This window comes from Enterobacter sp. JS8-1, assembly GCF_049187015.1.
GTDB lineage: Bacteria > Pseudomonadota > Gammaproteobacteria > Enterobacterales > Enterobacteriaceae > Enterobacter > Enterobacter mori.
Window position 1 is genome coordinate 3,038,841 of the sequence record NZ_CP185805.1, and the last position, 17,445, is coordinate 3,056,285.

General features: G+C 57.4%; 15 protein-coding genes, 2 tRNA genes and 1 pseudogene. 9 read left to right on the forward strand and 9 right to left on the reverse strand.

The features are described from left to right. Positions 1-85 precede the first annotated feature (85 nt). Positions 86-631: a chorismate mutase gene (locus ACOQH0_RS14525; protein ID WP_421510685.1), complete on the forward strand. Its 546-nt coding sequence runs from the start codon at positions 86-88 to the stop codon at positions 629-631. A 188-nt stretch (positions 632-819) separates the two neighbouring features. On the opposite strand, the gene ACOQH0_RS14530 is transcribed toward ACOQH0_RS14525, so the two are convergent. Then, positions 820-1,203 (reverse strand): DUF1090 domain-containing protein, encoded by a 384-nt coding sequence (locus ACOQH0_RS14530; protein WP_421512362.1) that lies wholly within the window; start codon positions 1,201-1,203, stop codon positions 820-822. 247 nt (positions 1,204-1,450) lie between these two features. On the opposite strand from ACOQH0_RS14530, the gene mtfA reads away from it, so the two are divergent. Beyond that, positions 1,451-2,248, forward strand: a complete 798-nt coding sequence (gene mtfA / locus ACOQH0_RS14535) for a DgsA anti-repressor MtfA (protein WP_421510686.1) — start codon at positions 1,451-1,453, stop codon at positions 2,246-2,248. On the opposite strand, the gene ACOQH0_RS14540 is transcribed toward mtfA, so the two are convergent. Next, positions 2,245-3,456: an MFS transporter gene (locus ACOQH0_RS14540; protein WP_421510687.1), complete on the reverse strand. Its 1,212-nt coding sequence runs from the start codon at positions 3,454-3,456 to the stop codon at positions 2,245-2,247. The genes mtfA and ACOQH0_RS14540 overlap by 4 nt on opposite strands. A gap of 138 nt (positions 3,457-3,594) precedes the next feature. Here ACOQH0_RS14540 and ACOQH0_RS14545 point away from each other — a divergent pair, with 138 nt between their 5' ends. From ACOQH0_RS14545 to ACOQH0_RS14570, 6 genes are all read left to right on the forward strand, one after another. Next, positions 3,595-5,337: an IucA/IucC family protein gene (locus ACOQH0_RS14545; RefSeq protein ID WP_421510688.1), complete on the forward strand. Its 1,743-nt coding sequence runs from the start codon at positions 3,595-3,597 to the stop codon at positions 5,335-5,337. Then, a complete protein-coding gene (locus ACOQH0_RS14550) occupies positions 5,337-6,284 on the forward strand; it encodes a GNAT family N-acetyltransferase (RefSeq protein WP_120157895.1) in 948 nt (315 codons plus the stop codon). The genes ACOQH0_RS14545 and ACOQH0_RS14550 overlap by 1 nt, the downstream gene beginning before the upstream one ends. Then, the gene (gene iucC / locus ACOQH0_RS14555; protein WP_421510689.1) at positions 6,281-8,023 is read left to right on the forward strand and encodes an aerobactin synthase IucC; all 1,743 of its coding nucleotides are present in this window, start codon (positions 6,281-6,283) and stop codon (positions 8,021-8,023) included. Before ACOQH0_RS14550 ends, iucC begins: the two co-directional genes overlap by 4 nt. Beyond that, positions 8,020-9,345, forward strand: coding sequence for a lysine N(6)-hydroxylase/L-ornithine N(5)-oxygenase family protein (locus ACOQH0_RS14560; RefSeq protein ID WP_421510690.1), 1,326 nt, complete (start codon positions 8,020-8,022; stop codon positions 9,343-9,345). The genes iucC and ACOQH0_RS14560 overlap by 4 nt, the downstream gene beginning before the upstream one ends. 26 nt (positions 9,346-9,371) lie before the next feature. Then, a complete protein-coding gene (locus ACOQH0_RS14565) occupies positions 9,372-11,561 on the forward strand; it encodes a TonB-dependent siderophore receptor (RefSeq protein ID WP_421510691.1) in 2,190 nt (729 codons plus the stop codon). Between the two features lie 164 nt (positions 11,562-11,725). Then, positions 11,726-11,801 (forward strand) — tRNA-Asn (locus tag ACOQH0_RS14570). Positions 11,802-11,855: 54 nt separating this feature from the next. Here ACOQH0_RS14570 and ACOQH0_RS14575 read toward each other — a convergent pair. The 6 genes and pseudogenes from ACOQH0_RS14575 to nac form a co-directional block, all read right to left on the reverse strand. Then, the gene (locus ACOQH0_RS14575; protein WP_089600503.1) at positions 11,856-12,188 is read right to left on the reverse strand and encodes a type II toxin-antitoxin system PemK/MazF family toxin; all 333 of its coding nucleotides are present in this window, start codon (positions 12,186-12,188) and stop codon (positions 11,856-11,858) included. Next, positions 12,189-12,446 (reverse strand): antitoxin, encoded by a 258-nt coding sequence (locus ACOQH0_RS14580; RefSeq protein WP_045286302.1) that lies wholly within the window; start codon positions 12,444-12,446, stop codon positions 12,189-12,191. A 276-nt stretch (positions 12,447-12,722) separates the two neighbouring features. Continuing rightward, positions 12,723-13,682 (reverse strand): quinone oxidoreductase family protein, encoded by a 960-nt coding sequence (locus ACOQH0_RS14585; protein WP_421510692.1) that lies wholly within the window; start codon positions 13,680-13,682, stop codon positions 12,723-12,725. 31 nt (positions 13,683-13,713) lie between these two features. Then, a pseudogene (locus ACOQH0_RS14590) lies at positions 13,714-13,803 on the reverse strand (RidA family protein); the annotation flags it as partial. 210 nt (positions 13,804-14,013) lie between these two features. After that, on the reverse strand, positions 14,014-14,964 hold the full coding sequence (cbl, locus tag ACOQH0_RS14595) for an HTH-type transcriptional regulator Cbl (RefSeq protein ID WP_010432106.1): 951 nt from the start codon (positions 14,962-14,964) through the stop codon (positions 14,014-14,016). A gap of 96 nt (positions 14,965-15,060) precedes the next feature. Beyond that, positions 15,061-15,978 carry a nitrogen assimilation transcriptional regulator NAC gene (gene nac, locus ACOQH0_RS14600; protein ID WP_010432103.1) on the reverse strand — a complete coding sequence of 306 codons (918 nt, stop codon included), beginning with the start codon at positions 15,976-15,978 and terminating at the stop codon, positions 15,061-15,063. A gap of 319 nt (positions 15,979-16,297) precedes the next feature. Here nac and ACOQH0_RS14605 point away from each other — a divergent pair. After that, positions 16,298-16,373: transfer RNA gene (locus ACOQH0_RS14605), tRNA-Asn, on the forward strand. 145 nt (positions 16,374-16,518) lie between these two features. Here ACOQH0_RS14605 and ldtA read toward each other — a convergent pair. Next, the gene (gene ldtA / locus ACOQH0_RS14610) at positions 16,519-17,415 is read right to left on the reverse strand and encodes a L,D-transpeptidase (protein ID WP_421510693.1); all 897 of its coding nucleotides are present in this window, start codon (positions 17,413-17,415) and stop codon (positions 16,519-16,521) included. Between the last annotated feature and the right edge of the window lie 30 nt (positions 17,416-17,445).

Below are 17,445 nucleotides of genomic sequence, written 5' to 3' on the forward strand. Positions count from 1 at the left end.
TCGTTTATTAACGCTATAATCGATTGCCTGTCATAAACAGGCTGCCATAATAGATCTCCAACTCAATATTGTCGGGAGAATAACCGTGCGCTATTTCGCCGTTGTGGTTTCATCAATATTAATGTGTGGTTCATCTCTGACCGCCTCCGTGAACGCCGCAACCCTTCCTGAGCTGGCAGAGGCATTAAACAGGCGATTCGAGGTGATGAAGGATGTGGCAGGCTATAAGGCGGCAAACCACCTTCCCGTTGAGGATCTTCCCAGAGAAAAAAAAGTTCTTCTGAAAGCGCAAGACGCTGCCCGCGACGTCAGGCTGGATCCGCAGAGTATTGATGCGTTTGTCCAGACACAAATGGCCGTCAGTAAAAACATCCAGTATCGCTATCTTGACCACTGGCGTTTGCAGCCTGAAAACGCGTGGCAGCCCCGCCCTCTGGCAGAGGTAAGAGCACAAATTCTTGAGCTGGATAGCACCATCCTGAACCTGATTAGCCGTCAAATCATGTCCGGAGGCGGATTTGGTGAAGAGCAGGACCGCACGCTGGCCCGGTTATTAAACGATAAACAGATATCAACGCTGGAAAAAACGCAGCTGATCGACGCTCTCGGGAAGATAAAAGGCAACGAATAACATTACGCCTCAAACAGTTTCTCCCTCTTCAGGGGGGTCACGGGATGCGAAACTTAAAGGGTGTTTTGCAAAAATAGAAGAACTCAGGCAAACAGGGTAATGAAAAATTCAGCATAGTGCTCAGGATAGCGAAGAGGCCACGCGAGTGGCCTTTGGTTTAACGCCGTACAACATCAGCGTAAACCGATTTATTTCGCTAATTCGGCTTCCGCTTCCTTCAACTCCGCTCGGGCTTCCTCAAGCTTAGCCTGTTTTTTCGCAATCTTATCAGTGCGTCCTGATGCATTTGCTTCTTCCAGCTCCTGTTCGCGTTCGATCAGTTTCTGCTGCTTTTTAAGCACGTCAGCTTCACGTTCTTTTTTCAATGACTCATCAGAACAGGAGGCAACCACTTCCGCGTGCGCTTTTTTTAATCCCTCTACGCGATAATCATTTCCATGGGTTTCTGCATAGCGGATTTGTTGCTCAATGTTATCCCGTTTTGCCGCGCACCCCATTAACGCGCTTTCTGCATCGGCTGAAAAAGGCAATGCCAGGAGCATCGCTAACGTTACAACTGCTTTTTTATTCATCACTTTGGTCTCCGTCTCGATAACATGATTTGCTATTCATGTTTCATTCGGCGATTGAACGAATAACTAAAATTTTTGCTTAAGCAAGTGTGACTACTGTCGTTGAAGCGATGCGGGATAAGTGGTTGAATAGCGGAGAAGCACCACCATCTTCCCATTTTATGTTGCCTTCATGCCGGGTTCTTTGGCATGTTAACAGCACATCAACTTCCCATTTTGTTCAAGTGACGAGTTTGCGAGCAAAGCGATGATTAAGTGGCCCTGGAAAACGAATGAGGCTGGCCGGGATATGGCGCTGCCGTGGGATGACGCGCTGGCGATCCCTGTTCTGGCTAATCTTAAGCCGGATGAACAATCGAAACTGGTTCAGATGGCGGATCGTTTTTTGCAGCAAAAACGCCTAGTTCCGCTGCAGGGGTTCGAGCTGGATCCGCTGAAAAATGCCCGTATCGCCCTGCTTTTCTGTCTGCCGGTGCTGGAGCTCGGCATTGAGTGGCTGGATGGCTTCCACGAAGTGCTGATCTACCCGGCCCCCTTTATCGTCGATGACGAGTGGGAAGATGACATCGGGCTGGTGCACAACCAGCGCGTGGTGCAGTCCGGTCAGAGCTGGCAGCAAGGGCCGATCATCCTTAACTGGCTGGATATTCAGGACTCGTTTGATGCCTCAGGCTTCAACCTGATTATTCATGAAGTGGCGCACAAGCTGGATACCCGCAACGGCGATCGCGCCAGCGGCGTGCCGCTGATCCCGCTTCGTGAAGTTGCCGGATGGGAGCACGACCTGCATGCGGCGATGGAGAACATCCAGGATGAGATAGACCTGGTGGGGGAAAGCGCGGCCAGTATTGATGCCTATGCCGCGACCGATCCTGCCGAGTGTTTTGCGGTGCTGTCAGAGTATTTCTTTAGCGCACCGGAACTCTTTGCCCCGCGCTTCCCGGCGCTGTGGCAGCGTTTTTGCCAGTTTTACCAGCAGGATCCGTTGCAGCGTCTGCGGCAAAACGAAGACCCTGCCGGTCATTCATCCCACCAGGTTCATTAAGCTTTTTCAGCAGGGGGGCGCGCTGTGCAGCGTACCCCTATGCTCACCAGCAAAAACAGCAGCGCCATTCCCCATGCGGCAGCAATTAAAAACGACTCACCATAAAAGCGGGTGACGACAGGCACCAGCATCGCACTCACCCCGTATCCTAACGTATGGCTGGTGGCGATAACTCCCGCCCCTTTCCCTGTCGTCAGCCTGTCGTTCAGCAGCAGTTGATAGCCCGGCGTTGCCATCGCGGCACCCAGCGAAGTCATCACAATTCCCGCGTAGAAAAGCACGAGATCCGCGACAGACATCAGCCCAAGCCCCGTCACCATCAGCACCGCGGCCAGGCAGAGCAGCGTCATCGGGCTGAAATGCTGCGGGCGGACCACCAGAAACTGGGCGGCGAGCGTGGCCAGTGCGGCCAGGCTCAGCAGCATCGCAACATGATGGCTGATTTGCACCGGGTCGCCCTGGAGCAACGGATGCAGATGCGGTGACAGGCCAAGCTGCATCAGGCTCACCAGCGCCGCCAGCAGCAGCGCCAGACCCAGGAACGGCAGCATCGACACCTTCAGCCGGGTCGACTGGTGCGCCACCGGCGGCAGCGGCGGATCGGCGGCTTCGCGCAGCACCAGCAGCAGCGCGATGAAGGGCGCTATTGCCATTAGCCAGAGCGGCGCCACCGGGTTAACGCTAAGCATCAGCGCCGCCAGCGGCGGCCCCAGCAGGCGTCCGCAGCTGAGACCCGAGCTAATGGTCGCCAGCGCCGCCATTCTCTTCTCCAGACCCGCGCGCTGAATGGCCCACGTCTGCGCAGCGGGCACCAGCCCGGAGACCGTCAGGCCATACAGCGTGCGCGAGAGAACAAGCCCCGCCAGCCCCCACAAAGCATTCAACACACCGTTACTCATCGCCCAGACCACCAGCGCCATCACCAGGAAACTGGCCAGATAGCCACCGAGGGAGGCGATCATGACCACCTTGCAGCCGTGTCGCTCGCTCTGCCGTCCCCACCAGGGAGAGGCGGGTAAAAAGAGCATTGAGCCAAACATCAGTAGCCCCGCCCAGACGGAGAGTGAGAGTCCGGTCAGGCTGACCAACTGCGGCAGCATGACCAGCAAACCATTTTGCCCGATACCTAATAAACCTGCGCACAGCGCCAGGGGCCAGTTCGCTTTCGGGGTGACGTTGTCCATCAAAGTTTCAGAGGTTGGGTGCATAGAATTGTGAAGATAGTGTCAATAAATATGTGGAAATTATGAAGTTTATGAAAACAAATATTGCAAAAATAGTTGCGACTGTAAACAGAATGAATATCATAACGAGAATTATTATCAGTCATGGAATGAGGTACTTTTATGCGTGCTCTGCCCCGCTCCGCCGGTACAGACGTTGCGGCCCAGTGTTTTTTGAACGCGCTGCTGCGCGAAACGAAGGACTGGCGCTATCACCCCGCTACCGCTGCGGATGAGTTATCGCAGATTCATATCCCGCTTTCCCAGACCCAGGCTATTCGGGTTCCCGTACGCTATTTTTCACCTACCCAGCATCACCAGTATCGTTTTCCGGCAACGCTGATCCACGCCGACAGCGATAGCGGTGACACCGTCACCTTTACGCAATTAGTTGATTTGATTCTTGAAAAATCCTCTGTAAAAGGCTCACTGGATAGCGAAACGCTGGCACGCTTTAAACAGCGCGTCCTTGAAAGCCATGCGCATACCTGGCAGGCGATCGATCTGCGCCACAGCTGGGCAACCTTGCGCGATAAACCGCTGACGTTTGCCGAGGCGGAACAGGCGCTGCTGGTCGGCCACGCGTTTCACCCTGCGCCAAAATCCCACGAGCCGTTCAGTGAAACCGAGGCGCGGCGCTATCTGCCTGATTTCGCCTCCCGCTTCCCGCTGCGCTGGTTTGCCGTTGAGAGCACGCTTATTGCCGGCGATAGCCTGAACGTCTCCCTGCGCGAACGTCTGCTGCGCTTCGCCGCACAGAGCGCACCTGAGCTGCTCGGCCACTTCACCGACACCCGCTGGCTGCTGCCGATGCATCCGTGGCAGGCCGACTACCTGCTGGAGCAGGCATGGTGCCAGCGTCTGGCGGAAAAAGGTTCATTGCAGGACCTGGGCGAAGCGGGCGCGCAGTGGCTGCCCACCAGCTCGTCACGCTCGCTCTACAGCGAAACCAACAGCGACATGATTAAGTTCTCGCTCAGCGTGCGCCTGACCAACTCCGTGCGCACGCTTTCGGTGAAAGAAGTTAAGCGCGGGATGCGCCTGGCGCGCCTGGCGAAAACGGAACGCTGGCAAGATTTACAGGCACGCTACCCGACCATGCGCGTGATGCAGGAAGATGGCTGGGCGGGGCTGCGTGACGAAAACGGCATCGTTCAGGAAGAGAGCCTGATGGCCCTGCGCGTCAATCTGCTGTTCGATACGCCAGACACCCAGACCAACGTGCTGGTGAGCCTGACCCAGGCCGCGCCGGACGGCGGTGATAGCCTGCTGGTCGCGGCGGTGCGCCGTCTGAGCCAGCGTCTGGAATTACCGCTCGACCGGGCCGCCCGCTGCTGGCTCGACGCCTATTGCGACCGCGTGTTACTCCCGCTGTTCAGCGCCGAGGCGGACTACGGCCTTGTCCTGCTGGCACACCAGCAGAATATCCTCGTTGAAATGCAGCAGGATTTCCCCGTCGGGCTTATCTACCGCGACTGCCAGGGCAGTGCATGGACCGAAGGGGCCGACGCGTGGCTGAAAGAGGCGGGTGAAACGGAGGTGGAAAACCGCTTCGGTGAGAGCCAGCTGCTGCGCTACTTCCCGTACTACCTGCTGCTGAACTCTACCCTTGCCGTTACCGCCGCCCTCGCCGCCGCCGGTTTTGACAGCGAGGAGAGCCTGATGTCCCGGGTGCGCGACGCGCTGACGGAACTGCGCCGCACGGCGAAGCAGACCCGCTGCCTCGACTACGTGCTCGACAGCCCGACCTGGAACTGCAAAGGCAACTTCTTCTGCTACCTGCACGATCGCAATGAAAACACCATCGTCGATCCGGCGGTGATCTATTTCGACTTTAGCAACCCGTTTTACAAGGAGAAGGCGTGATGGCCATTGCGAATATCGTCCATTCCGGCTACGGCTTTCGCTGCACAGCCACGGAAAAAAACCTGCCGCTGACGCTGGGTCTTGACGGCAGCGCGGTGCTGGAGCGTCTGAATGGGATCCCGGATGGCTGGCTGGCCGAGGCGCTGGATCAGCTGTTTGTTGCCGCACCCACGCTGACCGGCATCACCCTGCCCTGGGCAACCTGGCAGGATGAACCGCAGGCGCAGGCACTGTTTCGTCTGGCAAGCGGGGATTATCTGGCGCGTGAAACCTTCTGGCAGCTGCCGCTGTGGCTAAAAGGCGAACAGCCGCAGTCCAGCGGCGGGATGCAGTTTGATGAGAGCCGTCAGCTGTACTTCCCGCTGCGTCCTCGCCGCCCACAGGGCGAAGTGTACCGCCGTTACGATCCGCAAATTAAGCGCACCCTGAGCTTCCGCGTGGCCGACGTGACGCTGGACGGCGAGCGATTTACCCAATGGATGAACAACCCGCGCGTGAACGCCTTCTGGGAGATGGCGGGCCCGCAGGCCGAGCAGGAAAGCTACCTGCGTCGTCAGCTTGACTCGACCTACTGCTACCCGGTTATCGGCTGCTTCGACGACCAGCCGTTCGGCTATTTTGAACTCTACTGGGCGGCGGAAGACCGCATTGGCCGTCACTACCGCTGGCAGCCGTTTGACCGCGGGCTGCACATGCTGGTGGGTGAAGAAAACTGGCGCGGCGCGCAGTACATCCGCAGCTGGCTGCGCGGCCTGAGCCACTATTTATATCTCGATGAGCCGCGCACCGCGCGCATTGTCGCCGAGCCGCGCTTCGACAACCAGCGCCTGTTCCGCCATCTGGCATCCGCCGGTTTTGACACGATGAAAGAGTTCGACTTCCCGCACAAGCGCTCGCGCCTCATCATGAGCCAACGTCACCGCTTCTTCAGCGAGGTGGGCCTGTGAACGCGCTCTGGCAAAAAGTGAACCGCGAAATGGTGGCGAAGATCCTCGCCGAGCTGGAATACGAACGCACCCTGCGCGCTGAGCCGGTTTCGTCGGACGTCTGGCGCATCACCATGGGCAACGAGTCCTGGCAGTTTCGCGCCGCGCGCGGGATCTGGGGCTGGCTGCATATCGATCCTGCCAGCCTGACCACCGCCAGCGGCGAAGCCGTCGAAGCGGAAAGCGCACTCCTGCAGCTCGCGACGGTGCTGGAGATGAGCGACGCGCAAACGGCAGAGCACATGGAAGATCTCTACGCCACGCTGCGCGGCGATATGCAGCTGCTTCAGGCGCGTGAAGCGCTTGACGCGGACGCGCTGATCCACCTCGACCCGGACGAATTACAGTGTCTGATGAGCGGTCACCCGAAGTTTATTTTCAACAAAGGTCGCCGCGGCTGGGGGCTGGACGCGCTGCGTCAGTACGCGCCTGAGTATCGCGGACGTTTTCGTCTGCACTGGGTTGCCGTTCAGCGGGAGCATCTGGTCTGGAGCAGCGACGCCGATTGCGATATCAGCGCTCTGCTGGCCAGTGCCATGGACAACGCCGAGCGCGCCCGCTTTGACGCCCGCTGGCAGGCGCTAGGTCTGAACGATAGCTGGCTGCCGGTGCCGCTGCACCCGTGGCAGTGGCAGCAGAAGATCGCCATTCATTTCCTGGCGCAGCTGGCGCGCGGTGAGATGGTCGAGCTGGGCGAATTTGGCGATGAGTATCTGGCGCAGCAGTCCCTGCGCACCCTCACCAACGCCAGCCGTCGCGCGCCGTATGACATCAAGCTTCCGCTGACTATCTACAACACCTCCTGCTATCGCGGCATTCCGGGCAAATACATTGCCGCTGGGCCGCTGGCCTCGCGCTGGCTGCAGCAGCAGTTTGCCACCGACGCTACGCTTGCCCGCTCAGGCGCGCAGGTGCTTGGCGAACCCGCCGCCGGATATCTGTCGCATCCGGGCTATGCCGCGTTGCCGAAAGCGCCCTACCGCTATCAGGAGATGCTGGGGGTGATCTGGCGCGAGAACCCATCCTGTTATTTAGAGGACGGTGAACAGGCGGTGCTGATGGCGGCGCTGATGGAAACCGACAACGCCGGGCGTCCACTGATCGACGCGTGGATCAACCGTTCCGGGTTAAGCGCCGACGCGTGGCTGGAAAAGCTGTTTGAAGCAACGGTGATCCCGTTCTACCACCTGCTCTGCCGCTACGGCGTGGCGCTGATCGCCCACGGCCAGAACGTGACGCTGGTGATGAAGGACTACGTCCCGCAGCGCATCCTGCTGAAAGATTTCCAGGGCGATATGCGCCTGGTGGATGAAGACTTCCCGCAGGCGCAGAGCCTGCCGGAGCAGGTGAAGGTCGTCACGGCGCGCCTCAGCGCGGATTACATCATTCACGACCTGCAAACCGGCAACTTTGTGACGGTGCTGCGCTTTATCTCGCGCCTCACCCTGCAATGCGGCGTCAGCGAAACCCGTTTCTACCAGATTCTGGCACAGGTGTTACATCGCTATATGGCCGCGCATCCGGAGCTTGCGGAGCGCTTCGCGACGTTCGACCTGTTTAAGCCGCAGATTATTCGCGTGATCCTCAACCCGGTCAAACTGACCTTCTCCGAACACGACGGAGGCAGCCGCATGCTGCCGAACTACGTTACCGATCTTGATAACCCTCTTTTTCTGGCCTCCCGGGAGTCAGCGCAATGAAAACCTATGATTTCATCGGCATTGGTATTGGCCCGTTTAACCTCAGCATCGCCGCTCTGGCGGAAGGGCTGGACGGTTTTAGCTCGCTGTTCCTTGAGCGCAAGCCGCACTTCTCCTGGCACCCGGGGATGATGGTGCCGGACTGCCATATGCAGACCAGCTTCCTGAAGGATCTGGTCAGCGCCGTGGAGCCCACCAACCGCCACAGCTTCCTGAACTACCTGGTGCAGCGTAAAAAGTTCTACCGCTTTCTGACCACCGAGCAGCGCACCGTCTCCCGCGAGGAGTTTGCGGACTACCTGTGCTGGGCGGCGGAAAACCTCTCCAACCTGTCATTCAGCCAGCAGGTGCAGCAGGTGAGCTTTGATGAGACAAGCGGCCTGTTTGAGGTGGTGACCCAGCGGGACAGCTTCCTGGCGCGCCACGTCTGCGTGGGGATTGGCAAACAGATCAACCTGCCTGACTGCGTCACGATGCAGGACGATACCTGCTTCCACGCCAGCGAGATGATGCTGCGCACGCCGGATCTCGCGGGCAAGCGCGTCACCGTGATCGGCGGTGGCCAGAGCGGTGCCGACCTGTTCCTGAACATCTTCCGCGGTGAATGGGGCCAGCCGCGGAGCCTGAACTGGGTATCGCGCCGCAACAACTACAACGCGCTGGATGAAGCTGCCTTCGCCAACGAATACTTCACGCCAGAGTACGTGGACAGCTTCTCCACGCTCGGTGAAGAGGCGCGTCGTCAGATGCTGCACGAGCAGAAGATGACCTCTGACGGTATTACCACGGAATCGCTGCTGGCGATTTACCGCGCCATGTACCACCGCTTTGAAGTGCTGCGTGAAAAACCCTGGGCTCACCTCCTGCCATCCCGCTCGGTGACGGCCCTCACGCGCCAGGAAAACGGACACCGCCTGAGCCTTCAGCATCATCTTGATGGCGGTCAGGAACAGCTGGAGAGCGACGTGGTGATTTTTGCCACTGGCTACCGCGCCGTGCAGCCTGCGTTCCTCGCGCCGCTGTCTCACCGCCTCCATCGGGATACGGATGAGGCCTTCTGCATTAACAACGATTTCACCCTTGAATGGGACGGCCCGCAGAGCAACCGCCTGTTTGCCGTCAACGCCGGGATGCACCGTCTCGGCATTGCCGAACCCCAGCTCAGCCTGATGGCCTGGCGCGCGGCGCGAATTCTGAATCGCGCGCACGATGAAGAGCCTTTTGAACTGGCTACCACCCCTGGCGTTATCCACTGGCGCAGCACCGCCAGCCCGGAAAGTAGCCAGGTTTTTAAATCTTTAGCAAAAACGACCGAGTACTGACACACACATTCAGGATCAACATAACAATGAAACGTTCTCATCTTTGGGTTTTAAATCCTTGCTTGCTTGCAATGCTTTCTACCTCTGCGTGGGCGGAAGAACAAAAGGAAGAAGATATCGTGGTCTCTGCCAGCCGCGCACACCGCAGCGTGGCTGAAATGGCGCAGACCACCTGGGTCATTGAACGGGCTGAAATTGAGCAGCAGGTTCAGGGCGGAAAAGAGATTAAAGAAGTGCTGGCCCAGCTGATCCCGGGCATGGACGTCAGCAGCCAGGGGCGCACCAACTACGGCATGAACCTGCGCGGTCGTTCGATGATGGTGATGGTGGACGGCGTGCGTCTGAACTCGTCACGCAGCGACAGCCGCCAGCTCGACTCTATCGATCCGTTCAATATCGATCGTATCGAAGTGATCTCCGGTGCCACCTCGCTCTACGGCGGCGGCAGCACCGGCGGCCTGGTGAACATCGTCACCAAAAAGGGCCAGCCGGATACCGAAGTGGAGTTCCAGACCGGGACAAAGAGCGGGTTTAACAGCCACAACGATCATGATGAGAACGTGTCGGCAGCCGTCAGCGGCGGCAACGATAAGGCCTCCGGTCGTCTGTCGGTGTCGTATCAGCGCTACGGCGGCTGGTATGACGGCAACGGCGACGAGGTGATTATCGATAACACCCAGACCGGCCTGCAGTATTCCGACCGTATTGACGTGATGGGCACGGGTACCATTAACATTGACGATCATCAGCAGCTGCAGCTCACCACGCAGTACTACAAGAGCGAGTCCGACGGGAAGCACGGTCTGTTCCTCGGCGAGAACTTCTCGGCGGTGACGGGCGATGCAAAAGCCTACAACAAAGACAACCTCAACTCCGATCGTATCCCCGGTACCGAGCGCCACCTGATTAACCTGCAGTACTCGAATACCGATTTCTGGGGCCAGGACCTGGTCGCGCAGATTTACTATCGCGATGAGAGCCTGACCTACTACCCGTTCCCGACGCTGAGCAAAGGCGCGGTAACCAGCATTGGCGCATCCCAGCAGAAAACCGACTTTTACGGCGGCAAGCTGACGCTGAACAGCAAGCCGGTGGATGATTTGACCCTCACCTGGGGTGTCGATGCCGACCATGAAACCTTCGATGCCAACCAGCAGTTCTTCGATCTGAGTAAAGCGGCGGCGAGCGGCGGTATGGATCTGGAAAATGCCTACAACGTGGGCCGTTATCCGGGTTACAGCATTACCAACTTCGCTCCGTTCCTGCAGGCCAGCTATGACATTGATGCCATCACCCTGAGCGGCGGCGTGCGCTACCAGTACACTGAAAACAAGGTGGATGACTTTGTTGGTTACGCCCAGCAGCAGGCCATCGCTAACGGGAAAGCCACCTCCGCCGACGCGGTGCCGGGCGGGAAAACGGATTACAACAACTTCCTGTTTAACGCCGGGATACTCGGTCGCCTGACCGAACAGCAGCAGCTGTGGTTTAACTTCTCGCAAGGCTTCGAAATTCCGGACCTGGCGAAATACTACGGCTCTGGCACCTACCAACTCGTCGACGGCCACTATCGCCTGCTGAACAGCGTGAACGTGAACGACTCGACTCTGGACGGGATCAAGGTCAACGCCTACGAGCTGGGCTGGCGTTTCACCGGCGACAACCTGCGCACGCAGGTCGCGGCGTACTACTCGCTTTCCGATAAAACCATCACTATCAACAAGAGTGACATGACCATCAACCTCGAAGACGATAAACGTCGTATTTACGGGGTCGAAGGCCAGGTGGACTACTTCTTCACCGACAGCGACTGGAGCACCGGCGCGAACTTTAACGCCATTAAGTCTGAGACGCGTGAAAACGGAAAATGGGAGAAGCTGACGGTCGACAGCGCCAGCCCGTCGAAGGCAAGCGCATGGGTTAACTGGGCTCCGGGCGACTGGGCGCTGCGCGTGCAGAGCACGCAGACCTTTGACGTATCTGACGCCGACGGTAAGAAGATCGATGGCTATAACACCATTGATTTCCTGGGCAGCTACGCCCTGCCGGTGGGCAAGGTCAGCTTCAGCGTGGAAAACCTGCTGGACAAAGACTACACCACCGCCTGGGGCCAGCGCGCGCCGGGGCTGTATAGCCCAACCTACGGCGCACCGGGCCTGTATACCTATAAAGGTCGCGGACGTACCTTTGGTCTGAACTACTCCGTACTGTTCTGATCCTGCGCGCCGCCTGCGGGCGGCGCATATTGCTGTGTAATTTCAACGCGAATTTGCTATAAAATCAGCGATTTGCTGAAATTGTCGGCAAACGAACGAAAAGTTTACTTTCCCCCTTTGACAAGGTGAACGCAGGTCGATAATATTCGCCCCGTTCACACGATTCCTCTGTAGTTCAGTCGGTAGAACGGCGGACTGTTAATCCGTATGTCACTGGTTCGAGTCCAGTCAGAGGAGCCAAATTTGAAAAGCCTGCTTTTAAAGCAGGCTTTTTGCTTTTCTGCGTCTCTGATGTTAATTCAGAATCGCATCCAGCCTGGCAAGCACCTCATTTACAACGGCGTCAGGTATGCGTTCCAGCCGCATTCCGTTCCGGGCAGCCATATCAATGGTTCTGGGCTGGTCGCAGCGAATAACGCCCGTTGTTTTTGTCCCCGCCCCTTCCAGTGAAACGGTGAAACCTGCAGTGCGAGCAAAGTTTCCGCCGCTGGTGACGGGAACCACCACAGGTAGCCGGGTCAGCTTGTTAAACGATGCCTTCGATACGATGAGTACCGGACGTTTTCCACTTTGCTCGTGGCCAGCAATCGGATCCAGTGAAACAAGCCAGATTTCCCCTCTGTCCATTTACAGGATCTCCTTGCCTACCGCAGGCGCATCAATCCATTCCCGCTCCTCTTCGCTCATTTCAGCGTGCGGATCGCACTGCGCCAGCAGCTCCTCAAGCGAATAATGAGGCCGTTTCTGGGGTTCAATAATCAGGCACCCATTATTAATGGTCATACCGACTTCGCTGTCCGTCGACAGCTCCAGCGTTTTCAGCACGGCGGGAGGAACCGCCAGCATAATGGATCCGCCAACCTTTTTCAGGCGAGTTGTATACATAGTGCACCTCCGAATATTATATTTTAATATAACATTCATGGCGAGAGGTGCGCAATTATTCATCAGATTCATGGTGATTTCCTTTTCGTAATGAAGTTTGCAGAATGCCGTTATCCATCGAAGGACGGTGCAGGTGGGAACGAAGTGCGTAACCAAGAAGGCTGATAATAGAAAACTGTTTTTGCGGTTCAAAGGATTATGGCGGATCGGATAGACGAAATGCGAGGCGGCTTCCGGATCGGCGCTGTGTGGGGGCCAGGTTGAGGTCCCCCTCTCTCACGGCTTCATAACGATGCGGCCAAGCGGTTTCGCTGTCTCAGCGTATTCATGGGCCGCGGCGGCGTTAGCCAGGGGGAAGACGCGGTCAATGACAACCCTGATGCGCCCTTCTGCCACAGCCTGCAAGATGTCGTCCACGCTTGTCCGAACGCCGGGCCTTTCAAAAAGGGGCCCCATGAATACCCCCATGAGGGTCTGGTTAGACTGCATTGGCGGCCACAAGTCGACAGTCAGACTGCCACCGCCCGCATTACCGACGAAGACGAGACGTCCTTGCGGAGCGAGTGCGGAAAGCGAAACAGGTAACGTCGTCCCTACCGGATCGATGACGAGGTCAACACCGGCGCCACGAGTGTACTCTCGGACACTGTCCACGATGTTGTCCTCTACACGATCCACGACATAATCGGCACCCAATTCAAGCAACCGACTTCTTCGCTGCGTTCCGCTTGCCACGGCGATAACCGTCGCGCCTGCTTGTGAGGCAAGCTGAACGGCCGCGAGCCCCACGCCCCCTGCTGCCGCCTGAATCAGGACGGTTTCTCCGTGCCGAAGCATGCCTCGTGTGAAAAGGCAATGATGCGCGGTTCCAAAAGAAATCGGTACCACCGCCGCGTCTGCTGCATCCACCCCATCCGGTATAAGCCAGGTTCGTTCCGCAGGCACAGCCCAGCGTTCCGCATGCGATCCCTGCATGCTAAACGCAGTCACTCTGTCTCCAACCCTGCGATGACGGACTTTCGAACCGACGGCAACCACTGTGCCCGCGGCCGCGTAGCCGACGATCCACGAAGGAAGAGGTGGCGGAGTTGAACGCCGGTTGATCAGATCTCCCCCTTCAATCGAGATTGCCTCGACAGAAATCAGGACGTCATCAGGCCCTGCAACCGGATCCGGGACATCAATATATTGCAGGACGTCGGGAGCGCCTTCCACGTCATAAGCCGCTGCTTTCATTAATTTTCCTCTGTCATATCAAGACCCGTGGGAAGCCGTTAGATTTGATGGCAGGTGAGTACCGATTACGATCATAGAGCGCCTGCCGTCCGAAGGGGAAAACGGCTTCGCGTGTTGTCATGATTGTACCTTTGTAATGGGGCGAAATCTGTCCGGTGAACACAAAGACACTTTACAGGTGCCAGATCGGGCGGAGAAACAAGCGACGTTGTCCATCATTCTTTATAAGCTGCTCAAGGGTTCTTCCCATCGCGCTATTCCCTCTCTAAAAACTATCCTTTCAACTGAGCGACGAGCCCGGCCAACGCAGCGCTACCGGGCAAGCCAGCAGCTAGATCTGGTAATCAATCGCCACTTCTTCCGGCTCCATCACCTGACGTTTAATCTCGTCCACCGACAGCCCGGCGTTGCACAGCTCGATAAAGCGCCAGACATAGTTGCGCTGCAGCTGTCCGCGCTTCAGCCCAAGCCAGACGGTATTGGCGTCAAACAGGTGACGCGTATCAAGACGCACGAGGTTCCCGTCTTCGCGTTCCCCGCTGGACTGTTCCGCCACCAGGCCTATACCCAGACCCAGCTCGACGTAAGTTTTGATCACATCGGAGTCCTGCGCGCTCAGCACCACGTCCGGCGTGAGCCCTTTGCGGTTGAAGGCTTCATCAATGCGCGAGCGTCCGGTAATGCCCTGGCGGTAAGTGATCAGCGGCCATTTCGCAATGTCTTCCAGCGTCAGGGGAGAGACCTGATTCAGCGGATGATCGACCGGGAGTAATAAACTGTGGTACCAGCGGAACCACGGGAAGGCCACCAGCAGCGGATCGTTGCTCAGACGCTCGCTGGCGATGCCGATATCTGCCCCGCCGTTTTGCAGCAGCACTTCAATTTCCTGCGGCGTGCCCTGAATAAGCTCCAGACGGACATCCGGGAAAAGTTCGCGGAAGGCTTTAATCACCGGCGGCAGGCTGTAGCGCGCCTGCGTGTGGGTAGTGGCGATGGTGAGCACGCCCGAGGCGTCATTGGTGAAGAGATCCGCCAGACGACGCACATTGCTGGCCTCGTTGAGGATCCGCTCAGCGATGGTCAGCAATGCCTTGCCCGGCTCCGTCATCCCAAGCAGACGCTTGCCACGACGGATAAAAATCTCTATTCCCAGTTCCTCTTCCAGCTCGCGAATATGGCGGCTGACGCCCGACTGGGATGTATAAAGCATGTTAGCGACTTCGGTCAGGTTGTAGTCCCGCCTGGCCGCCTCACGGATAATTTTAAGTTGCTGGAAATTCACGATTCACTCCGGCGCATCTGACATAGCTCTATTCTTAGAGTCAGCTGAGCTGCAGAACAAATAATAAAAACCAGCATCTTATGCTTTTATGGAATATCAACTCACGAGCTGGAGTTCACGGTTCTCAAGCGACGGCTTGCTGACCAGCGACATCAAAATCTCTTTTACCGCCTGCGCCTGCGGCGACAGCGATCCGCGTGCGGACATGTTTAGCGACAGCGGCAGGCTCATTGAAGGCGTGGTGATGCGCGCCATCCAGCCGTTTGCCGCACTGCACAGCGAGCGGGCGGCGGACTCCGGCAGGACCGTTACTCCCATTCCGCTGGCAATTGCTGCGGTCAGCGTAGAAATAGAATCAATTTCGCCAATAATTTTGGCCGTCAGGCGACGCAGGGAGAACGCTTCATCCACGCGCACGCGCACCGCGCTGTAATCGCGCGGCAGGAAGAGATTCATCTCGGCCACGGCGGTTAAATCAACGCTCTGACCCGGGCAGTCGCGGGTGCCGACCAGATAAAGATCTTCTTTCAGCAGCGGCTGGCTGGTGATCCCGGCGACGGGAGAGCGATCGTAAAGGACGGCCATATCCAGCTGGCCGTTGAGCAGTTTGTCATTCAGAACGGAACCGCTGTTTTCGTGCAGATAGACCAGCACTTCAGGCAGCTCAGCGCGAACGGCCTGCAGCAGTGGCATGGTGATAGACGATGCCGCGGTTCCTGGCGCTAAACCAATGGAAACGTGCCCGCTCAGGGTCTGGCCGACATTGTTCACCGCCAGCTGCGCCTGTTCACACTGACGCAGAATCGTGCGGGCATGGGTATACAAAATTTTACCTGCTTCTGTTGGCGTTACGCCGCGCTTGGTGCGGATCAGTAATTGCTGGTCCATCTCGCCTTCCAGCGTAGCCACCTGCTGGCTCAGCGCAGGCTGCGCGATATGCAGCACTTCTGCCGCTTGAGTCAGGCTGCCGATATCGACGATTTTTACGAAGTATTTCAGTCGTCTTAAGTTCATTTTGCCCCCTGTTCAAAAAACTGTGCCGGAACCGGCTGTCGTTGTTGAACTGGTTTTGCAATATGAATGCCAGTTTTGCGAAGAGGTCTGATTTGTTCCTAAGCGGCTGAAAATAAGGAAAGCTAATCATGGATGGGGGTTTAATGACTGAAACAGCGGTTTATGATCTGCCCCATTAGAGGTATGTTTGCACCATGACGGTGCATTACGTTGGCAAAAGCGCCACTTTGCTGATTTTGTCAGCAAACGATCAAAAGGTATTGATCCATCCTTTGACAAGGCGAACGCAGGTCGATAATATGCGCCCCGTTCACACGATTCCTCTGTAGTTCAGTCGGTAGAACGGCGGACTGTTAATCCGTATGTCACTGGTTCGAGTCCAGTCAGAGGAGCCAAATTTAAAAAGCCTGCTTTTAAAGCAGGCTTTTTGCTTTTCTGCGGCGGGTGAAATTGTCGGGTGGCGGCTTCGCCTTACCCGACCTACAAAAACCTCGAATCGTAGGCCGGGTAAGGCGAAGCCGCCACCCGGCGAAAATCAACTCACATGCCAATTTTAACCGGCATCCCCGACCGCCGTTCCAGTTCTGCTCCCGCCCCCTCGTTTATCAGCTGCGTCCGCTGTGCGCCTGAAATGGGCAGAGGCACTTTCCGTGTTGACTCAAATTCCGCGCGGTTACGTGATAATGGCTCATGAACCTCAACCCAGCGGCTGCCGTCCGGCTCGGTGGTGGTTTTAACGGGCCTGTCGATAAGCTGCACGCGGGTTCCTACGGGAACATTATCGAAAAGGTATTTGATGTCGTTATTACGCAGACGAATGCAGCCCTGGCTCACCCGCAGCCCGATGCCGAAATTCGAGTTTGTGCCGTGAATGGCATAGAGCCTGCCGATATAAATCGCATACAGCCCCATCGGGTTATCCGGCCCGGCGGGCACGAACGCCGGCAGGGTTTTCCCCTCTGCCGCATAGGCGCGGCGCGTATTCGGCGTCGGAGACCAGGTTGGCCCCTCCTGCTTACGCTCAACGGCCGTCACCCAGTTACGCGGCGTTTCGCGTCCGGCCTGACCAATGCCGATGGGCAGCACTTCTACGGTGTTGCCGCCAGGCGGATAGTAGTAGAGGCGCATTTCCGCCGCATTTACGATGATCCCCTCGCGGACGGTGTCAGGCAAAATCAGCTGCTGAGGTATTACCAGACGGGTGCCGGATTTGGGCAAAAAAGGATCCACGCCCGGGTTTGCTTCAAGCAGGTTGCTCAGCCCCTGCCCGTACTGCGTGGCAAAGGCTTCCAGAGGCAGCGTGTTGCCTTCGGGAACGGTGATGATAATCGGGGTTCCCACCAGACGACTGCCTTCCGGCGGAAGTGGATAGGTGACGGCAAACGCACCGGGAACAGCGGCGCACAGCGTAAGGACGAACCAGATAAGTCGAATCATAGTTTCCTGTGCTCATAAAAAGAGAAAGCC